General features: G+C 62.8%; 17 protein-coding genes and 1 pseudogene. 6 read left to right on the forward strand and 12 right to left on the reverse strand.

Features of this window, described 5'->3' with window-relative positions; genetic code table 11:
* Positions 1-222: 222 nt before the first annotated feature.
* Together SP6_RS19535 and SP6_RS19540 are read right to left on the reverse strand one after the other, a co-directional pair.
* A complete protein-coding gene (locus tag SP6_RS19535; RefSeq protein ID WP_037567404.1) occupies positions 223-660 on the reverse strand; it encodes an acetyltransferase in 438 nt (145 codons plus the stop codon).
* A 261-nt stretch (positions 661-921) separates the two neighbouring features.
* A complete protein-coding gene (locus SP6_RS19540; RefSeq protein WP_233419838.1) occupies positions 922-1,875 on the reverse strand; it encodes a TolC family protein in 954 nt (317 codons plus the stop codon).
* Here SP6_RS19540 and SP6_RS19545 point away from each other — a divergent pair.
* Positions 1,867-2,433, forward strand: a complete 567-nt coding sequence (locus SP6_RS19545) for an AraC family transcriptional regulator (RefSeq protein WP_233419839.1) — start codon at positions 1,867-1,869, stop codon at positions 2,431-2,433. The genes SP6_RS19540 and SP6_RS19545 overlap by 9 nt on opposite strands.
* 102 nt (positions 2,434-2,535) lie before the next feature.
* Here the strand turns inward: SP6_RS19545 and SP6_RS19550 are convergent, their stop codons facing one another.
* The 3 genes from SP6_RS19550 to SP6_RS19560 all read right to left on the reverse strand — a co-directional run bounded on the left by SP6_RS19550 (position 2,536) and on the right by SP6_RS19560 (position 4,315).
* The gene (locus tag SP6_RS19550; protein ID WP_007403587.1) at positions 2,536-3,372 is read right to left on the reverse strand and encodes an EamA family transporter; all 837 of its coding nucleotides are present in this window, start codon (positions 3,370-3,372) and stop codon (positions 2,536-2,538) included.
* 39 nt (positions 3,373-3,411) lie between these two features.
* Positions 3,412-3,786: a VOC family protein gene (locus SP6_RS19555; protein WP_007403289.1), complete on the reverse strand. Its 375-nt coding sequence runs from the start codon at positions 3,784-3,786 to the stop codon at positions 3,412-3,414.
* A 121-nt stretch (positions 3,787-3,907) separates the two neighbouring features.
* A complete protein-coding gene (locus tag SP6_RS19560; protein WP_007403588.1) occupies positions 3,908-4,315 on the reverse strand; it encodes a VOC family protein in 408 nt (135 codons plus the stop codon).
* A gap of 708 nt (positions 4,316-5,023) precedes the next feature.
* Here SP6_RS19560 and SP6_RS19565 point away from each other — a divergent pair.
* Entirely contained in the window at positions 5,024-5,668 is a 645-nt protein-coding gene (locus SP6_RS19565) for a hypothetical protein (protein WP_007403631.1), read from the forward strand.
* 1,489 nt (positions 5,669-7,157) lie between these two features.
* Here the strand turns inward: SP6_RS19565 and SP6_RS19575 are convergent.
* Positions 7,158-7,805 carry a glutathione S-transferase gene (locus SP6_RS19575; RefSeq protein ID WP_007403486.1) on the reverse strand — a complete coding sequence of 216 codons (648 nt, stop codon included), beginning with the start codon at positions 7,803-7,805 and terminating at the stop codon, positions 7,158-7,160.
* 113 nt (positions 7,806-7,918) lie between these two features.
* On the opposite strand from SP6_RS19575, the gene SP6_RS19580 reads away from it, so the two are divergent.
* The gene (locus SP6_RS19580) at positions 7,919-9,274 is read left to right on the forward strand and encodes a serine hydrolase domain-containing protein (protein ID WP_007403451.1); all 1,356 of its coding nucleotides are present in this window, start codon (positions 7,919-7,921) and stop codon (positions 9,272-9,274) included.
* Between the two features lie 61 nt (positions 9,275-9,335).
* Here the strand turns inward: SP6_RS19580 and SP6_RS19585 are convergent.
* Positions 9,336-11,217 (reverse strand): annotated as a pseudogene (locus SP6_RS19585) (gamma-glutamyltransferase family protein).
* A 176-nt stretch (positions 11,218-11,393) separates the two neighbouring features.
* Positions 11,394-12,290 carry a transglutaminase family protein gene (locus SP6_RS19590; RefSeq protein ID WP_227876612.1) on the reverse strand — a complete coding sequence of 299 codons (897 nt, stop codon included), beginning with the start codon at positions 12,288-12,290 and terminating at the stop codon, positions 11,394-11,396.
* A gap of 408 nt (positions 12,291-12,698) precedes the next feature.
* Between SP6_RS19590 and SP6_RS19595 the strand changes: the two genes are divergently transcribed.
* Positions 12,699-13,688: an SDR family oxidoreductase gene (locus SP6_RS19595; RefSeq protein ID WP_047867050.1), complete on the forward strand. Its 990-nt coding sequence runs from the start codon at positions 12,699-12,701 to the stop codon at positions 13,686-13,688.
* A 282-nt stretch (positions 13,689-13,970) separates the two neighbouring features.
* On the opposite strand, the gene SP6_RS19600 is transcribed toward SP6_RS19595, so the two are convergent.
* The 3 genes from SP6_RS19600 to SP6_RS19610 all read right to left on the reverse strand — a co-directional run bounded on the left by SP6_RS19600 (position 13,971) and on the right by SP6_RS19610 (position 17,415).
* On the reverse strand, positions 13,971-14,909 hold the full coding sequence (locus SP6_RS19600; RefSeq protein ID WP_042469563.1) for an AEC family transporter: 939 nt from the start codon (positions 14,907-14,909) through the stop codon (positions 13,971-13,973).
* Positions 14,906-16,408: an FAD/NAD(P)-binding protein gene (locus SP6_RS19605; protein ID WP_007403591.1), complete on the reverse strand. Its 1,503-nt coding sequence runs from the start codon at positions 16,406-16,408 to the stop codon at positions 14,906-14,908. The genes SP6_RS19600 and SP6_RS19605 overlap by 4 nt, the downstream gene beginning before the upstream one ends.
* 281 nt (positions 16,409-16,689) lie before the next feature.
* Positions 16,690-17,415 (reverse strand): SDR family oxidoreductase, encoded by a 726-nt coding sequence (locus SP6_RS19610; RefSeq protein ID WP_007403247.1) that lies wholly within the window; start codon positions 17,413-17,415, stop codon positions 16,690-16,692.
* 149 nt (positions 17,416-17,564) lie between these two features.
* Between SP6_RS19610 and SP6_RS19615 the strand changes: the two genes are divergently transcribed.
* Together SP6_RS19615 and SP6_RS19620 are read left to right on the forward strand one after the other, a co-directional pair.
* Entirely contained in the window at positions 17,565-18,461 is an 897-nt protein-coding gene (locus tag SP6_RS19615) for an AraC family transcriptional regulator (RefSeq protein ID WP_037567397.1), read from the forward strand.
* Positions 18,462-18,675: 214 nt separating this feature from the next.
* Entirely contained in the window at positions 18,676-19,308 is a 633-nt protein-coding gene (locus SP6_RS19620) for a tyrosine-type recombinase/integrase (protein WP_042469564.1), read from the forward strand.
* A gap of 121 nt (positions 19,309-19,429) precedes the next feature.
* Here SP6_RS19620 and SP6_RS20195 read toward each other — a convergent pair whose 3' ends face one another.
* Positions 19,430-19,771, reverse strand: coding sequence for a hypothetical protein (locus tag SP6_RS20195; protein WP_126053571.1), 342 nt, complete (start codon positions 19,769-19,771; stop codon positions 19,430-19,432).
* Between the last annotated feature and the right edge of the window lie 261 nt (positions 19,772-20,032).

The following is a 20,032-nucleotide window of genomic DNA, read 5'->3' on the forward strand; positions in this document are numbered from 1 at the left end:
ACCCCCCTGTGTCACCGTCGCGCTTGGTCGGCCCTTAGCGTCATATTGCGTCGTGACCGATTCCGAAGCTGAGAATGCATTCCCTGCCGCATCATCGAGCCCGGTGACTGTGCCAACGGCGACGGAACTGACCCGTCCAGCGCCGTCGCGGGTGGTTCGCGTGGCGCGTCTGGTACCCGAGCCATCGGCCGCAGGTATGCTTGTCCGCCGTTTGCTGATTCCTCAACTCCCGTGGGCGAGGTGTATCAGGGGGTATGGCCTGCCTTGCCCATCGAGCGACGAGCGGCCGGTTTGTATGAATCCCATTCTGTTGTAAAAACCTACGGCCCGCTCGTTCTGCTCATTCACGTCTGTCGTCATGCCCGGGTATAGCACCAATCCATGCCGGACCAACGCAGCGCCGATCCCATGCCCGAATGCAGTCGGATCGATAAACAATGCTTCCATGTGACCATTATCGATCAGCATGAAGCCAAGCGGGCGGTCGTCTTGATCGACTGCAAGCGTTAGCGGCGCTTGCGGAAGGAAGGCGCAGACCTCCTGACCTATGGCAATGCGATCCTCGACTGAAAGAAAGAAGTGCGTGGCGTCAACTGCACCACGCCATATTTCTAGAATGCGCGCACCGTCGGTGGGGCGGGAGGACCTAATTGTGAACATCGCTGCGGAATAGCGTGGAATTTTCACGACATTCAACTGGCGCAAGGCCGGCGGCCTGCCTTCCCGATTGGGAACCGCCAGCTAGACGGCCGGGGCATTCCCATTGGGATCGAGTTATGGGAAAGCGGAACGGCTCTCATAAACTTTCCCGAATGACGGCCATTCATTGCTTGAGTCTGTGTCGACCCAAACAACGGCGCTTGGCCTCAGGCAAGCGCGGATAATCAGGATGTAGCGCTTGAGCCACAAGTTTTATCGGCCTCACTCCCAACCGCCGCCGAGTGCAAGGAAGAGGTCAATCTGCCGATCGACTAAGCTGGCGCGCGCGGACGACAGGCTTGTTTGCGCGTCGGCGTAGCTGGCCTGCGCGTTCAATACGTCGAGGAACGGTGTGCGACCGAAGCGTTGCAGCTTTTCGGCGTCCCCGCTTGCCTTGCCGGCAGCTCCCGCCGCGCGTTCCAGCGCGTCTAGTCGGTCGCGTGACCGCGCATAAGCGGACAGGGCGGTTTCGGTCTGTTGAAGGGCCAGCAACACCGAACCATCGAAGCCCGCGAGCGCGGCGTCGCCATCAGCACCGGCCTCATCGATCCTCGCACGGACCGCCTTGCGGTTGGGAAAGGACCAGGAGACCAGCGGGCCGAGACTGAAGCCGAACGACGAAGGCGCCAGCGCATGGCCGACTGACGTAGCGGTTCCCGCCGAACCGCCGAGGCTGATACGGGGGTAAAGATCGGCTTCGGCGACTCCGATGCCGGCGGTTGCGGCGGCCAGCAGCCGTTCGGCTCGCCGGATGTCGGGGCGGCGCTTGAGCAGCATCGCACCCTCGCCGATCGGCAGCGGGCGGCGGAGCGACGGTATTGTCGTGCAGCCTTCCAGCTCGCGTGGATAGTCGGCCGGAACGCGTCCCATCATCGCCGCCAGCGCGAACAACGCGGCACGCCGGTCGGCGAGGATGTCGGGGATGGCGGCTTCGCTGGCGAAGACGGCCGCGCGTGCGCGATCGCTGTCGAAGCGTGTGCCGCGGCCGCCGCGCACCATTCGTAACGCCACGTCGAGGGTCGAACGCTGGATCGTGACGACGTGCCGCGCAGCGGCGAGCGCGACGCCGTCGGCGCAGACGCGCGCATAATTGCGGGTGACACCTGTATCGCCGCGGACGATGTGTGGATCGTGCCGCCGGGCTGCGGCATCTGGATTCCGGGCGGGGTGCCGCACAGCGCGCGCGCGACCGCGAATGCGCGGGTCGACTATCTGTTCGTCGAGCCCGGCGCGAGCAGGCTTCCCGACCATTGCTGCGCGCTGGAGTTGACCGCGATGATCCGCGCGATGATCGATCGCCTAGCGCACGAGCCGAGCGACTATTCCCCGGACGGACATGCCGCCCGCCTGGCCCGGGTGATGCTTGACGAGCTGGCCGAAATGCCGCGCCAGCGCCTGAACCTGCCGGTGTCGGGCGATAGCAGGATTCGCGCCATCGCCGACGCGCTGACCGCCGCGCCGTCGGACCGCAGCACGCTTGCCGGCTGGGCCGTCCGCGTCGCGATGAGCGAGCGGTCGCTGGCGCGGCTGATGCTGCGCGAGACCGGCCTGACCTTCGGCCGCTGGCGCCAACAGCTCCACCTCGTCGTTGCGTTACGCGAGCTGGCGAGCGGCGCCAGCGTCCAGCAGGTCGCGGCCGAATTGGGCTACGATTCGGTCAACGCGTTCATCACGATGTTCCGCAAGGCGCTCGGCAGCACGCCAGCACAGTATTTTGCGCAGCGCCGGGCATGAACTGCTCTGATCCCGGAAACCTCGCCGCCTCACGCGGTAAGACGCGCTCATCCGGATCGCGAGCGGTCGCTCACCCCAGCAACGTTCCGATCTGTCCTCTCTTCAGCCTGCATGTCCGATCAGAAGAGCCCCCATGGCGACAACCAGGCAGGCCGTGATCCGATAACGGCTCAGTCTTTCGTGCAGGAAGACGCGTCCGATCAGGGCCGCGAAGACGACACTTGTCTCCCGCAGCGCCGACACCGGTCCCATCGTGCCGTGCGCCATGGCAAAAATGACGATGCCATAGGCCAGAAGCGAGGCGAGCCCCCCACCGGCCGCCACCAGCATTTCCCTGCGCCCGCGCACCAGAGAACGGGCATCCCGCAGCACGATGTAGGTCGCCGGCGCGAGCAGGCCCCACGACAGGCACATCCAGACGGTGTAGCCGACAGGCGAGCCGGACAGCCGCACCCCGACGCCATCGGTCACGCTGTAGGCACCGATGAAGCAGCCGGTGCCAAGCGCGAAAAGTAATGTCTGCCGCCCGATGGCCCGCCCTTGGAAGGCCAGCGCAACGATGCCGCCCGACACCAGCAGCACGCCCGTCAGACTGAGCGCGTCTGGCAGCTCGCGCGCGAAGACTGCGGCACCGAGCGAGACCAGAAGCGGCGAGGCGCCGCGGGCGATCGGGTAGGTCTGCCCGAGATCGCCTTGCCGGTAGGTGCGCACGAGGAAGAGGTTGTATCCGACGTGCAGCAGCGCCGATAAAGCGACGCAGCCCCAACTCGCTGTTGCGGGAACCGGCACGAAGGGCGCCATCAGGGCACAGGCGAGTGCAATGGCGATGCACATGATCGTCATCGACCAGAGCCGGTCGCTGCCTCCGCGTAGAAGGGCGTTCCAGCTCGCGTGCAGAACCGCCGCGAAAAGGACGATCAGGCTGATGCCGATGGACATGAGCCTCCTTGCCCAGCTGGATGGTCGAGTTCCATGAAGCTACCGCGTCGCCTTCGTCCGCGCGGTCAGCTTATGGCCATCCGGATCGCGGAGATAGGCGACGAAAACGCCGTTCGGGCGCTCGCACGGTGGGGTTTCGATTGATGCGCCGCCATGCGCGGTGCCGGCCTCGTGCCAAGCGCGAACATGATCCGCGCTGATGGCGGCGATGCCGATGGTTCCGCCATTGGCGACAGTCGCCGGGTGGCCATCGATCGGCCGGGTGATCATCAGCCGCCCACCGTCGTGATCGTAGATCAGCCGGCCTCTCTCATCCCTCTCGCCTGGCTTGCCGCCCAGCGCCGTGAACGTAGCGTCATAGAAGGCTCTGGATCGCTCAAGGTTGTTGCTGCCGATCATGATGTGCGTGAACATATGTCATCCCAAGAATAAGACCGGACATACGGGATTGCAGGCCGGGCTGTTCGCCGGTTCGTTTGAACGGCATCGCCGTCGGAAATGGCCGGCGGATGGCTCCGCCGACCCCAAACGAACCTTACTTGCGGTCACCATGATACGCTTCTTCGGGGCCTATCGGCGTCAGAGTCGTCACTTCGATAAAGTAGCCGCCCTTTGCCCGGAAATAGAAGGACCAGGCACCATGCGCCTCGTGCGGCGCCTGCGTTTCCCAGCCGTCGCCGCTTAGGCGGGCATGCAGGGCATCGACGGCATCGCGCGACTCTTGGATGAAGCCGACATGCAGAATGTCGAGCTGCTTTGGGTATTCGAAGCCGTCGAGCTTGTTTTCGAAGTGGTTGACGATCAGCACAAGGCCATCATCGTCCTGCATGATCGCCATCTTCGTGCCGCGCACGACTAGCGTGCGCAGCCCGAAATAATGCTCGAACATAGCGCGGTCGGCTTCGGTGTCGTGGCTGTAGAGGTTGATGTGATTCAGCTTCATGGTCGTGCCTTTCCGTTGGTGAGACGGACACGAGCCGATCGTGGTCAGACAACGACGACCGGCCACGCACGAGGGCAATCCTCGTTGTGTCCGGCCATGGCCAAGAGCGGCATCACCCGCTCAAGCGTGACTGTCTCGCAAGAGACCGCAGGTTGTCACCATACCTGCATCGCTGTCTTTTTAGGCGCTTAGCAGTTTAGTCCGTGTACACTGTGCGTCAAGCGAAGGGAGCTGGCTTCTCAGAAACGAAGGTTCAGAGGGACAGCATCGGCGAGCTCAGGCTACAGACGCCTCCCGATCCAGCCGTTTTCCCAAAACCTGTTCCCGATTGCATTTTCCCGAAACGGCTCGTCGGCGATGGAGAAACGGGACTGCTGCGATAAGTTGAACGGCTGGCTCCGGGATGCCGCGCCGATCTGCTAAAACGGCAAACGGTGGATCGGTCTTGCTCGCCAGTTTGAGGCGGCGACGACCCAGTTGTGGACATCCGCGACGCCTCTTTAGCTTCCGAACTTCGGCCACTCGTTCACCTACTCAACGACGGTTTGGCCACCACGTCATTCGCATCGGCATGTAAATGGGCGTGACAGCGTTGCCGCGCTCTGGTCAAGCAATCCGAATTTGGGCGGAGGAAGGCTCATGCGGTACGCAGCACAGGCTCGGGAGCGCGCCAATGCGCGACGGCGGAAGCATGATCGGGCCGCACGGTTGCTCGCGTTCAACACGCGATGGCAGCCTTTGCTCGATACCGGCATCAAGCTCGGGGGACTAGCTTGGCTGGTGATGAGCTTCCTCTCCTGGCTGCTGCTTAATGATTATTTGGGTGCGATCGGCCAAACAGGGGTTCCGCTCGACCTCGCCGGAACATGGGCCGTGTTTGTCCTCCTCGGCGCCCCGCTCGTGCTTGCATTGGCGGCGCTGGGCGCGATGTTCACCGGTGGTGCCCCGATCATGGCCTCGCTCCACAATGGCCAGCCGGCGCCTTTCGGGACCCGCGCCGGCTTCTTCGCCGGAGCGGCTATGGCGCTCGTAATCCTGTTCGTGGTCGGCGGCCTTGGCGGGAGCATCCCGCTCGCCATCGGCATTGCCCTGCCGGTGAGCGTCGCTGCGGGCCTCCTCTTTTTCCACACGCGTCAGGAGCAGTTTCTGAGCGAAGGCTACGCCAAACCCGCCGGCTTGCTGATGTTGTGGGTTAGCACTGCCACCTTGCTGTTTCTTGTCTTGGCCATCAATCTTGACTCGGTACTTCGCCTGCAGTTCGGCGGCGCCAAGCCATTTGCGATCGCGCTGGCGATCTCGGCAGGGCAGATGATCCTATGCTTCTTACTGCCACGGGGTTGGGTACTGGGGTAACGGTTCTTGGGGTCGTATGGCTGACAACGTTCGTCTCGCCAGGACCGCGGATAATGGTTTTGACCGCGCTCTATCTCACCAACCTTGGTGGAGGCGTTCCGGCAACCGCGCTTTCAACGCCTAAGGCGGCCGGGACCTGCAACCTAGGAAACGCCGATCGTCCTGTCCTCTACGCTGCTAACGGCAGCTGCACCAAGCAGGTTGCCCTACAGCACCTCCGGCAACTTGTTAAAGCGCCTAACCTCGCCACGCGAGGCTCCATCATCGCCTGCTGGCGCCGCACGGTGGATTAGCCGCAAGCGACATGCGACTAGGAAGACGTTTTTCGTTGATCCAGGTCAACACTAGCCGGCGGACCATCGCTTATGGATAACCCACCGGAAAACCTGTCGCAACAGACCCACATCCGGTCATTAGCGGCTGCCTTTTGGCTCCCCACCTTCTGCCATTCATTCATGTGGGGAGCGGAGGAGGTGCTAAGCCTCAGCCCTGCCCGCTGCTCGCCAGCTTTCCCAAAAAGGACGATTGATCGAGAACGGAGAATGGTTCTCAAAACTCACCGCTGGTGAGAATACCGGGGATCAGTCGGTTACAGATTGGCGAGGTGGCTTGGTGCCGCACCCTCCCGTATCGTGACGGCATGAACATTGGCCAACTTGACGCCGCGATCCGGGCGGGTGCTGTGGGCACGATCCTCCTGCTGGCATGGCTGCTATTCAGCGCACGTCGGCGGGTCGGCTTGCCCGCGGCACTGTTCGTACCCTTGGCGCTCTGCCTGTCCGGCTTCCTCATAGGCAACACGCCGGTCGCTGCTCTATCTCCAGCCGGGATTGCCGGCGCCATCACTCACATCGCGAGCGGTTTCACGGTCGTCTTCCTATGGTGGTTCTGCCTGTCGTGCTTCGATAGCCGGTTCAGGTTGGGAGGGGGCGTGCTGGGCGTCTGTCTGACTTGGGCCGCCATTGCCACAGTGGATCGCGGGGTGCTCGGTGCCGCGCTCGCGGACAAGGGGTGGAAGCGCTATGGACCGTCATTACCAAATTGGTTGACGTCGAGAAAAGATGACGGGGGCGAAATGGCACCCTTACCTTCCGGTCCGAAACCCACCCCTATGGTTGGCGGCGCGGAAGTGACGTCTGAATAGCCATTCTCAAGTCGCCCAGTTATACTAACGGAATATGCGCGTTGGCGAGAACCGAGATGTCCGTGTTTGGGGCGTTAGCGGATACGTGGTGCTGGGAGAGCGGTGGAGGCTCCGCTGCCTTCTGCAAGGCCCCAGCTTTTCCCCTCGCCGGGTCTAATCCACCGGCCCAGCTGAGAGAACGCCCAGCTTAGATTCCTGACGGCATGTCTGCAATTGGGCGAGAGCTGCCGCCCTCCCCCCCGCCACGATGACCCAATGTCGGCCATTCAACGGCGCGCGGCCCCCTCCTGAAAGCGGACGCTCGTTAATTGCAGCCGGGCCGCTGTTTGCTCAGCTAGCGTCGCATCACCGATCTGCATTCGTCCGCCCTTCGATGACGATCGCCGGCCCGTCCGGAGACCAGGGGGAAACCTTCTGCATGATCCTTTCGAAGAGATTGGAAGCGAGATGATCGGCGAGCCATGGCTTCAGCCGTGGCAGGGACAAGTCGTCGAACCACGCTCCATCGACCCCGGCGAACTGCCTTACGAAAGGCATGACGGCGGCATCCGTCAGACCCGCCTTTGTGCCGCCGAGTTGACCGCCAACCCCGATCCGCATCTCCAGATCTTGTAGAAACTCGAAGCCGAGATCACGATGCCGGGTTGGGTCCGAGCCATAGCGATCAGGATATTTGTACCGGTCGAGGTGGTGCTTGAACACTTCGTCATTGGCTGCGATCAGCGCAGGATCGTCACGAGCGAGCCAATCTTCCGGGTCCCGGATACGCAGCGCCCAACGCATGATCGCGAGGCTTTCGTCGAGCACGACACCTTCCGCCGTCACAAGCACCGGCACTGTGCCCTTGGGCGACGCGGCGAGCAGTTCCGCAGGCTTGTCGGAAAGCCTGACCTCCCGAAGCTCATGGCGCACGCCACCGATGCCCAGTGCCAATCGCGCCCTCATCGCGAACGGACAACGACGAAAGCTGTACAGGATATGGGCGGCCATCATCCTGGCATACTGCCCATTCCTTGCCACAGAAATCCCCTCGACAGGGGAACGCTGAACGGCGCGCTCCGGATAAGTGGATTGCCGTAGCCGGGGGGTAATGGAATGATGCGACGATGCGGATATCAAAGTCAGTCGTCCTCGCCCTGCTCCTGGCGGGTCCGGCGAACGCCCAGATCGTCGCCCAGCCTTCGGCCGGCACCTACCCACGCGCGGTGGCGGCCGGCTATAAGGCCGCACTCTATTGCTCGGGCCTCTTCAACGCCGGTCGGACCCCGGCGCAGATCGATGCCGACGAACTGACCGGCATCTATCCCGAATATGACAAGATCGTGCCGACGCTCACCGCGCAGATCGACCGTGCCCGTGGGTCCGTCGCCGTCGCCTTCGACCCCGCGCTGCCACCGCGATACGCGGTCTGGCGCGATGGCCGTGGCTGCGTGACGCTGCCGATCGGCAGCAAGGCGCCCGCGGGCAAGGCATCGGCCCCACCACCACCGATCGCGGTGGCAGATCCCCGCCCATGGCCGCAGGGCGATGCCGGCATCGCGGCGCGCCCTTCCGCGCCGCTGACCGGAGCCGTCGGCAAAGCGTTCGCCGGTGCCTATGGCGCCGGTGCGAAGACGGTGGGCGTGATCGTCGTGAAAGACGGCAAAATCATTGCCGAACGCTATGGCAGCGGCTTTGGGCCGTACGTGTCGAACCGGACCTGGTCGGTGGGCAAGTCGATCGCCGGAACGTTGATCGGCCTTGTCGATGCCGGCGCGCTACAGGGGCCAGCCGTCGTGCCGCAGTGGAGCGCCGGTGACCCGCGACAATCGATCACGCTCGACAACCTTCTGCGTATGGCGTCAGGCCTTCATAGCGACACCGCCGGCAACCGCACCGACGCGATCTATTTCGGCGGCACCGCAGTCGACGAGCAGGCGGTGTCCTGGCCTTTGGAGGCCCAGCCCGGCACGCGCTTTCGCTATGCGAACAATGACATCCTTCTCGCCGTCTATGCCACACGGCAGCGGATTGGCGAGGACAGGTATCGCATGTGGCCGAACAAGTTGTTCGGCACGCTTGGCATGACGCACACGGTCGCGGAGACGGATTGGCACGGCAACTACGTCCTCTCCAGCCAGGTGTGGTCGACCGCCCGCGACCTCGCGCGGCTTGGGCTGTTCTGGTCCCAGGACGGCGTCTGGGCGGGCAAGCGCCTGCTGCCTGCGGGCTGGCTACGCACCATGACGACGCCGAGCGGACCCCAGCCGCCGAGCGGCCCCGGTTATGGCGCGACGATGTGGCTGTTCGGCCCCCGACAGGGGCTGCCGGTGGGCAGTTTTGCTGCACAGGGTAACCGTGGACAGTATGTGATGGTTATTCCTGCGCAACGTCTGGTGATCGTGAGACGCGGCGAGGATCCTGGCGCAGCCCGTTTCGACATCGCGCGCTTTGCCGCCGATGTCGCCGCAGCGCTGCCCTAGCGCCACGCTCCCCTCGCCTAGCGTGCTACCGCTTCGTGAACACCGCTTGGGCAGCGTCTCCTCAATAGGCCAGCGCACAGCCGTCGGCGCGCATCTCGCTCGCCGCGGCATAGACGCGGGTCGCGCCGTCCATGCGATGCTCGACACATTCGTAGCGGCCGAAGCCGCCATCGGGCTCGCCGATCGTCCAGCCGATCTCCGCAAGCCGCTGCCGCGTCGCCGCGGGCACGCCCGTCTCCAGGCGCAGCAAGCCACGTGGGCCAAGCCCAGCGGCATCCTCCCCCATCGACTGCGACGATCCCTCATGGTGCCAGCGCGGCGCATCGCCCGCCGACTGGATCTCAAGGCCATAGTCGACACGGTTGACGATGATCTGCGTCTGCCCCTGCGGCTGCATATCGCCGCCCATCACGCCGAAGCTCATCCACGGATCGCCGCCGCGCGTGGCGAAGCCGGGAATGATCGTCTGGAACGGTCGCTTGCCGGGCGCATAGATATTGGGATGGCCGTCCTTCAGGCTGAACAGCTGCCCGCGATCCTGGAACGTGAAGCCCAGCCCGTCGGCAACCAGGCCCGACCCCATGCCGCGGAAGTTCGACTGGATCATCGATACCATCATGCCGTCCTTGTCGGCACAGCTGAAATAGGTCGTGTCGCCATGGCTGGGCGCCTGCCCCGGATACACGGGATCGAGGATGCGGTCGGGTCGGATCAGCCTCGCCCGCGCCTGCGCATATTCCTTCGAGATCAGCCATTCGACCGGCACCTGGCTAAAATGCGGGTCCGCGTAGAACCGCGCCCGGTCCTCATAGGCGAGCCGCTTCGCCTCCGCCTGGAGATGGATCGACAATGGCGACTGGAAGCCCGCATCGCCCAGGTCGAAATTCTCTAGGATGTTGAGCATCTGGAGCGTGGCGATGCCCTGGGTGTTCGCGCCGAGCGCATAGACGTCCACGCCGCGATACCCCGTGCGGTGCGGCTCCACCCATTCCGACCGGTGTGCGGCCATGTCCTCGAAGCGCAGCCAGCCGCCGATCCGCTTGAAGTAACGGTCGACGACGCGCGCGATGTCGCCAGCATAGAAGGCGTCCCGCCCGCCCTTCGCGATAGGTGCGCGCGAGGTCGGGATTGCGGAACACCTGGCCCGCCGCCGGTCCCCTGCCGTCGGCCAGGCCATAGGTGCGCAACGCGTTCGCCGTCTCTTCGATGCCGTTGCCCGGCCGGCGGAACGCGGCCATGCTGCGTCGGGTGTAATAAGCGATGATGTCGGGCACGGGCACTCCCGCCTCGGCATGGGCGATCGCCGGTTCGAACAGTTGCGCCCAGGGCAGCCGGCCATAGCGTTGGTGCATCGTCCACCACGCATCGACCGCCCCCGGTACCGACACGGTCACCGCGCCCAGCGGCGGCAGCGCACCGCCCCGCGCCCGCGACCGCACCGTCTCCAGGCTGAGCCCCCGCGGCGACGCGCCCGATCCCGCCAGCCCGACGACCTTGCGCTGCTTCGGATCCCAGATCATCGCATAGCCATTGCCGCCAATGCCGCTGGAGGTCGGCTCCAGAAACCCGAGACAGGCATTGATCGCGATGGCGACATCCACCGCCGACCCGCCTTGCCGCAGGATGTCGATGCCGGCCTGGGTCGCCAGTGGATGGGCCGTACCCGCAGCGCCGTTGAGCCCATATGCCGCCGTGCGGGACGAGAAGCTCGCCCCGACCGGCCGATCGCCCGCGGTGACGTCGGGGCGCAAAAAGCGATCGGCACCCGCCTCCCAACGTTTCGGGAGCGATGGCATCACCGGCTGAGGCGCGCCGCCCTGCCCCGGACCTGGCACGCCCTGCCCACCGGATACACGCGTATTCGCCTGCTGTGGTTCTGCGATAACCGAACCGGGCAAAAGCGCCGCCCCCGGCACGGCGGCAAGAAAAGTTCGACGACGCATGATGGCTACTCCGCGGTGCTGGTGCGCATCCTCACCAACGTGCCGGACAAGTACAAGGTGTATCGACGCGTTTCGGGTCTGCCGTTCGTTTAGCGTGCCGGCTCTGCCCCGTTCGCGCTTGATCGTCGCCTGCCAGCTGACAATCACACTCGAATAGCAACGAAACTGGTAGGCCTCTATCTTGCGGAAAGCTCATTCAGCATGCCGGTGACCCGGTCACGCAAAGCTGGCTCACGCGTGATTTCGAGCATTGCGGTAAGGCTGGCGCGGGCGGCGGTTACGTCATTGTCGATGAGTTCCAGTCGGGCGCGTTCCCACCAGGGATGGGGATAGTTTGGCGCGATCGACGTCATCCGGCTATAAAGCACCAACGCCCGCCGACCTTTGCCAGCTCTCTCTGCCCGGGTTGCCTGATTGAGCAGCAGGCGAACAAGGATCGCCCGGTTCTCCATGGCCACTACGTGCCGCACTGCAGCCGAGGCGCCGCCTTTTGCCGAGGCCAGCAACCCGGTGATCTGTTCGACACCAACGAGCGCGCCTCCGCGGAATGGATCGATGATGACAGGTTTGGCCTCATGCCCGACCATGACGAGCACATGCCCAGGAACGTTCAGTATCTCGGCGGCCCAGCCGATGCGTCGAGCCGCGGCAACGTACAGGATCGACAAGCTGATCGGCAGACCGCGCAGACGGTCAATAACGCGGATCAGGTCGGCATTGTCAGGATCGTCGTACGTCTCCGCGTCACCTGAAAAGCCGAATTCCTCCGCGAGCACCTGTGTGAGGCGGGCAGCGCGCTCCGATGCATCGACAACGCCGGCACCTACCCCGTCGAGCCGCGATGCAATGTCAGAAAGCACGTCCTCATATGGGCCAATGTCGATCTTGTCGTGATCGAGTAGCGCCAGCGCGAGCGCGGCTTCGTCCAGGACGATGTCGTCATCGTCTACCAGACCCAGGTCTTCGAGATTATCCATGCATTCCAAGATGGTGTTCGCTTTAGTTTGCGCAAAGGGGGTAGGCTTCCAGCTGTTATCGGTCAGCCACACGGACACCGACCCAGATGCGGTCATTCCTGACGCCCTACTCGCTTCCCAGTTTCTGCCATTCGCTCATCTTCCAATTACAGGGAGCATGCACAGTCGAGTAGTTTCCCTCACTCTCCTTCAATGGACTTGGCCCGCTTGCGCGACGCCTGGAGGCCCATTTTCTGACTGGGTTCCAATGTTACCATAGCGGGCAACACTATGGTCCGCATTGCCCCAGTCCCGAACACTCATGCGCCCTCCTGCGAATTCCCGCATCAGACGACCTTCCAAAGCGTAGCCGAGCAGGGACGAACGTCACTCGCAGACGCTCATTCGTGTTGCCAGCTAGCGAATGCTGACGGCGTCGTAATAGCAAGGAAACGTTACAACTGAATTTGGAACAGGGGCAATCGTTTGGCGCTTGTGGGCGTGATCGTTCCGGGAGCTATGACAATGACCGATACCACACGACGGACATTCGTGACGGGAGCAGCCGTCACCGCTGGTACCATTGCTACGGTAGCGGCAAATGCCGCAACACAGGACGGTGGCAGTAGCACCGCAACGACGCCGGCAGCAGCTGCTTATCCAAAGCCCCCCTATCCCGTACAGCGCCAGCCTTGGCCCGGTTTGGCATCAAAGATGACGCCGAGACCGGATCACGGTGAGAAAAGCTACAAGGGCTCCGGCAAGCTGGCAGGCAAAAGAGCCCTTATCACTGGTGGAGATAGCGGCATTGGCCGGGCTGCGGCGATCGCATATGCGCGAGAGGGTGCCGATGTCGCGATCAACTATTTGCCAGTTGAAGAACCAGATGCTCGAGAAGTCATTGCCCTGATCCGCGCTGAAGGCCGCAAGGCAGTCGCAATTCCAGGGGATCTGCGCGACGAACGTTTTTGCCGCCGGCTGGTCCAGCAGGCGAGCGAACAGCTTGGCGGGCTTGATATCCTCGTTAACAACGCCGCACGTCAGCAGACGCGTCCTGGGATTGCAGATATTTCGAGCCAGGATTTCGACGACACGATGAAGACCAATGTCTATGCGCCATTCTGGCTGACGAAGGCGGCGGTCGAACGGATGAGCGCCGGCGCAGTCATCGTGAACACGTCTTCTGAACAGGCTGGCAATCCATCGCCTGACATTGTCGACTATGCGCTGACCCGTGCCGCAGTGCTGAACTTCACCAAAAGTATGGCTAAGCAGCTTGCCAGCCGCGGCATTCGCGTCAATGCCGTTGCGCCTGGCCCGTTCTGGACTCCCCTACAAGTCAGCGGCGGAGCGACGCCCGAGAAGTTGCGAAGCTTCGGCGGGGATTCGCCGATGGCACGAGCAGGTCAGCCTGCAGAAATTGCGGCGCTTTACGTTGCAGCAGCCGATCCATCACTGAGCTATTCAACCGGCCAAATCTTCGGCTCGACCGGCGGAAACGGTCAGCCAGCATGATCAAGTGTGCCGCAACCTTTACAAGGTTGCGGCACAGATCGAGCAATCTTATTACCAATCCAATGCTTTACCTTAGCCGATCAACAGATTGGCCAATGATCTAGAAGCAGTAATTCGGCGCTGATTTGCGCAGTCTGAAAGCGGCCCCTCTTTCAGGTCAATTGGGTCGAGCTTGGTTCAGTTCGATCCGGGGCGGAACGGACGCTAAACAGCGGATTGGGCGTGTCACATGGCCGCCTCCAGTCGGGCCGGGTCATGTTCGGATCGTTTCCTACGGCGTGCTTACTGAATGCTTGATCCGACCCAGCCCAATATGGCGATTGCGGCAGTCACGAGCGCCAACGCCACTACACTCGACAGCGCGACCAGTGTCGCGGCTTCCTTCTCGCGCGTGCCAAGGAGCGAGGCGAACAGCGACACGTTCGCGGCGATCGGGAACAGCGCGATCAAACCGATCAATATACGCTCCCGTTCCCCCAGGATGCCGACGAACGCCGCTTCGATCGCCAGGGCCAGAGCGACGAAGGTGATCGCCCTGATCTGTCGTAGCGCGAGAATGCGGGTAAGTACCGCGCCATCGGCATCGCCGCCTTTCACCTTCGCCAGATTGAAGCCGATCACTGCCATGCCGAGGACCGAAACTAGGGTCGACACCATGTCCGCAGGCGCACGAACGCTCTCCGGCGCCTGAACACCCGAAACCTTCAGCACGACGGCAAGGACGAACGCGTAAAACAACGGGATGCGCAACGCCTTGGACGCGGCTTTCGCCTTGCCCTCCTTGGTACGCGCGACGAGGTAGTAGCCGACCGTATCGCCATACAGTGCCGTACCGACGAACGCACAGATGATCGTCGATACCGCCGCTTGGCCGAACAACGCGCGGGCCACCGGCATGCCGAAGAACGCCACGTTGAAGAACGAGAAGCTGGCCGACAGTAGCTGCGGGTCGAACGCATCGCCAATCCGCTGCGACAACCATCGCGCCGGCAGCGCCATGAGCGCGGCGACCGCGAACATCATCGGCGGTATCACCATCAGTTCGGTCGGCTCGGCTCGCAACACCTTGTCGATGACCAACAGCGGGATGAGTGCGTAGACCAGCACACCGGATATGAGTTTCGGCGCGCCCGGCATCCACCGACCGCCGCCCCACGCCAACAGGATCACGCCGTAGAGCGGCAGAACCTGAGTCAGGACGTCGCCCACCCCGCCGTTCATGCGCGCTCACTCGTAATCTTGATAAGCATGTCTTGCACGATCCGTTCGGCGCATTGCACGTTGAACCACACGGCGTTGGTATCGCGCTGTACGCCGTTGACGAGTTGTCCCACCGCATACAGGCGTGGCGCATTGCGATCGTGGGTGATGACGGCACCGCTATGGCGATGTGCCTCGATCCCGCCCGAGGGATGCGGGTGTAGCCAGCCCCGTTCCATCAGTCGCACGATGAGAGCGTCGGAAATCTCGTTTAGCTTCATCGCCGTGCCTGTCGCGTTGATGACGACCGGTGCGGATATTGCGCGGCCATCCGCAAGGCGGGACACGAACCCTTGTCCATCCGGGTGCCGTATCGTCTCGGTCACGCCGCCATGCACCTGAAGCTGGCCGCGCGCGGCCGCGTCGGCAAGGCGGCGGGCGTTTATCATCGGCATGGTGAACCGTGCCGTCGCGAAGTGCGGCGCCAACCAGCGTGTGAAGCGTTCGCGATCACGAGCCCCAAGCAAATCCCACATCTCGGACGCTTCGAACCTGGCGGAGGTAAGAATGCGCTGGAAGATTTCCTTGCCAGCTTCCGCTCGCGCAATGTCGTACGGAAGCAATTCGACGGCGGATCGGTGGATACGATCTTCCGCCTGCCAGTCGATCACCTCGCCTTGCGCGGCAGCCGCTTCCTCACCCTCTTGCCGGAAAAGGCGGAAGAGATCGACGATCGAAAAGCGGGGCCCGCGCTCGCGGATACGGCGGTGCATCTCGGACAGGGTAAAGTATCGGCGGGGATAGGTTTCCTCCGGCATCGGCATCTCGACGCGCGGCAGCATGCCGTCCTTCGACACGAAATGGATCGTGCCGTGATGATCCTGATCCATCAACGTCGCAAAGCTGTCGATCGCACTGAGGCTGCTTCCAAGAACGATCACGTCCTGCCCGGCATCGATGCCATCCCGCAACTGCTGCGCGGGCCAGGGGAAATCGAAATATCCCGGCGCTCCGTCCAGTTCTTCAAACCGGACCGGCTTCGGCGTACCGATCGCTAAAAGTGTATAATGGCTCTCGATGGTCGTGCCGTCGCTCAGACGCACCAGTGCGGCGTCGCGATTACCGCCGATCGCGACCGCTTCGGCAAGGTGGACGTGAACGGGAATATCGGCATCGCGCGCCCGATCATGGGCATCCCGCAGGATCTGGCGGATATACTCTCCATATTCCGCGCGGGGCGCATATTCGACCTCGTCGGGCATCAGCGGGCGACGGTCGGCCAACCATTTGCGGAAATGCTCTGGCTCGTTTGCATACAGTCCCATCAGACGGGATTCGGTGTTGAGCAGATGGCCGGGCTGATCCGTACCAAACGCCAGTCCCGGTCCCGGATCGTCATCGCGCGAAACGAGGTGCAACTCGACACCAGGGAGCGGTGCGGCAGCGAGCCGGATGGTAGCTTCGGCGAAAGCGGCAACGCCGCACGCACCCATGCCGATGATGGTAATCGAGAACGCCATAGTGCGATATCCGTCCGCGTGAGCGCCGGAGGATCAGGCGCAGTCCGCTTCAAACATCCGTCGCGATCAGCGTTCCGTGATTTACGGTGACGTTTTGTTGCTGGGTACACACTGAGCCGAACTTGCTCCGAAGTTGCCCTGTATGACCCAAAATCGGCCACTCAGGTCCATTTGGTAGCTTCCCGTAACCGGACATACGTTCATCGCGGTCCGACGAGCTGATCGTATCGGCGAACCCGTCGTTTGGGCGTGCCCGCTACGGCACCGGCACGCCCAAGCACTCACATGTCCGCTGCGGTCGGGCGTACGATCACCTCATTGATGTCGACACCCTCCGGCTGCTCGATGGCATAGCGAACGGCTCGCGCGATCGCATCCGGCGTCAGCGACTTCTTGCGCCATCCGGTGAGTGCCGCCGCAACCTCAGGATCGGTGATGTCATGACCTAGCTCGGTGGCGACCACGCCCGGCGAGATCAATGTCGAACGGACCTCGTCATGCTCCTGCCGCAGCCCCTCGGTAATCGCGCGCACGGCATGTTTGGTGGCGCAATAAACCGCGGCGGTCGGCATCACCATGTGTGCAGCGACCGAGGCGACGTTCACGACATGACCGCTGCGCTGAGCCACGAACCGCGGCAGGACCGCGGCGATGCCGTTGAGGACGCCGTGGATGTTGACGTCGACCATCCGCCTCCACTCGTCGCGCTTGAGCGCAGCGAGCGGCGAGAGCGGCATCACACCCGCATTGTTGACCAGCACGTCGACACGTCCGAAGCGCACTTCAGCGGCCTCCACGAACGCGTCGAAATCGGCGCCGTCGGTGACGTCGAGTTCGCCCCAGGCGACGGTCTCGCCCAGTTCTTCCGCCAGTGCCTTCAGGCGCTCTGCGCGACGCGCGCCGATGAACAGCCGGGCGCCCGTCGCAGCCAGTTCGCGCGCAGTTGCCTCACCGATCCCGCTGGACGCGCCGGTGATGAGGACGACCTTGTCGATATTTCCTGCCATGATGCAGTCCTTCCGTTGTGGTGACGGGACGCAAATGGGCCATTGCCCGTGTCAGGCGGTAGAGCGATCACCCTAATAGGTTGCACGATCCTCCAGTATCAATGCCGGGTGCTTGCCCACGACACGCGATTGGGGAAAGGATCGTCGGCATGGACCGGATCGCCGAACTCTCCGCCCTCATCGATCGACACGTCGTGGGTACAGGCATTTGCAGCACGGCGATGCCGCATGTGTCGCTGATCCGAGCCGACGCACCGAGCACCCCCACGCCTGCCGTCTACGAGGCCTCCCTTTGCATAATAGCCCAAGGGTCGAAACGGGTGTCGATCGGCGAGCACAGCGTGGTCTATGATGCGGCTCATTACCTCTTGGTCTCGGTCGACTTGCCGCTGGTCGGTCATGTGCTCGATGCGAGCCCCGAGCACCCCTATCTCTGCTGCAAGATCGATCTCGATGTCGCGATGCTGGCCGACCTCATAGCGAGCGAGGACGGCGGGGTGGCCCGGACGGACCTGCCGGTGCTCGGCGTCTACCCCGGCGATCCCGACCTGATCGATGCGGCATGCCGGCTGGTCGGGCTGCTCGACCGACCCGACACGATCCGCGCGCTGGCGCCGCTGATCGAGCGTGAGATCCTTTATCGTCTACTCACCGGACCGCACGGTCCGATGCTTCGTCACGTTGCAACCGTTGGCAGCCACCTCAATCAGGTCAGCCGCGCGATCGCGGCCATCCGCCGGCGTTTCGATGCGTCGATCCGCATTGACGACGTCGCAGCCGAGGCCGGGATGAGTTCCTCCTCGCTACACGTACACTTCAAGGCGATCACCCGTATGACGCCGCTAGAGTATCAGAAGCAGCTGCGGTTGCAGGAGGCCAGACGCCTGATGCTGGCAGAGGGTGCCACAGCGAGCACGGCGGGCTTTGCCGTCGGCTATGAGAGCCCATCGCAATTCAGCCGCGAATACAGGCGACTATTCGGTGCGCCTCCACGTGCCGATATCGAACGGCTCCACGCTGCGCCAGCAGCGGCTATGGCGCTGTGACAATGGCTTGGGTCGCGACCGGCTCTGCAAAATGCTGTGATCAGCTGATGTTGGGACGAAGACCCATGTATGACGGCTCAACGGCTACCAGGCGCTGCCCACAACCGGCCGCTCGTTCACCATCATCAACGACCGATCAACCACATTTCCGAACCATCGATTCACCGCGCCTGCGTACGGTCGACTGGCCGGTCCGACTCAATGGAGATGAGCGATGGGCCACTCGTCAATGGACCCCGCCTTTCACGATCTTCGACCCTGGAACGAGGGCCGGCTTATCGGTCCAAAGCGGGCTCTGAAACAGCAGCAAGTCTGGGCTATTCGCTTCTCGCTCGACCAGCATCGACGACTGCGCGACCGAGCGCTATTTGATTTCGCTATCGACAGCAAGCTGCGCGGCTGTGATGTGGTCCGGGTGCGGATCGGCGATGTGGTTTCCGGCGGCCGCGTCCGTGACCGAGCCATTGTGGTTCAGCAGAAGACGAAACGACCGGTCCAGTTCGAGCTGATGGACACGGCACGAAAGACGATGCGGGCCTGGTTGGAGCGACGCGGCGGGACACTGAATGATTTCGTCTTTCCTAGCCGCAACGACTACATGGCCCACATGAGCACACGGCAATATGCCCGCCTAGTGCATGAGTGGGTAGTCGGCATCGGCCTTCCCCCTCAGGATTACGGAACTCATTCACTGCGTCGGACGAAGGCGTCGATCATCTACAAGGCGACCGGCAATCTTCGTGCCGTTCAGATCCTCCTTGGCCATGCAAAGATCGACAGCACCGTGCGCTATCTCGGCGTTGATGTGGAGGACGCTTTGGAACTGGCTGAACGCACTGAGGTCTGAGCTGACCCACAATCGGTCATTCGGTGCGCCTCACCGGCTTCCCGTATTCTGCCATTCATTCATATCGGAATCCGCGCATCATCCGCCATCGCGCTGGTCGGATGAACGTCCGGCGTGGTGGTTAGCTGCCGTCGCGGTGCAGTGTCTTGGCTATCAGCCAGAAGTGTAGAAGCTGGATCCCCGTAGCGACGATGCCGGTGCCGATAAAGGCCGGAATGACCATGCTCTCTTGCCCAAGTCTCGGCTGAAAGTTCATCGCCAGTACGGCATTGATCGTCAGGATGCCGATAGCCAATGCAGGAACGAAAGCGAGTGCCAAGGCCCGAGGAGCGGACCACGTCACGTCGCCAGTTAGTGACCACTGCATCGGCAATCGATCTTGATTCCGAAAACGCGAGTTGGCCCGAATGGCTAACCCGCAAAGGAGCAAGGCGAAGAAAATCGCGATGCCGACCATGGCCATAAAGCAGCCCTCCTCGAAAGAGGGTAACATGTGACGCTATGTCTGCAACTGAGCCAAGCCGGAATGGCCGTCTTTGGTGGTTAGCTGCCGCTAGCAAGTTGATCAGTTCAAAGGTGGGCGCGTCGCCGTAATCCAAGCAACGAAGTATGGGCTCTCAACGAATTCGCCATCTTCAGTGAATCGGTAGGAGCCGATCTCGCCTGCGTCTATCGCGTCGAGCACGGGTGCGATTATGTAGGGTTCGCCGTCCCTTAGGAGGAG

It is taken from the genome of Sphingomonas paucimobilis NBRC 13935 (assembly GCF_000739895.2).
GTDB classification, from domain to species: domain Bacteria; phylum Pseudomonadota; class Alphaproteobacteria; order Sphingomonadales; family Sphingomonadaceae; genus Sphingomonas; species Sphingomonas paucimobilis.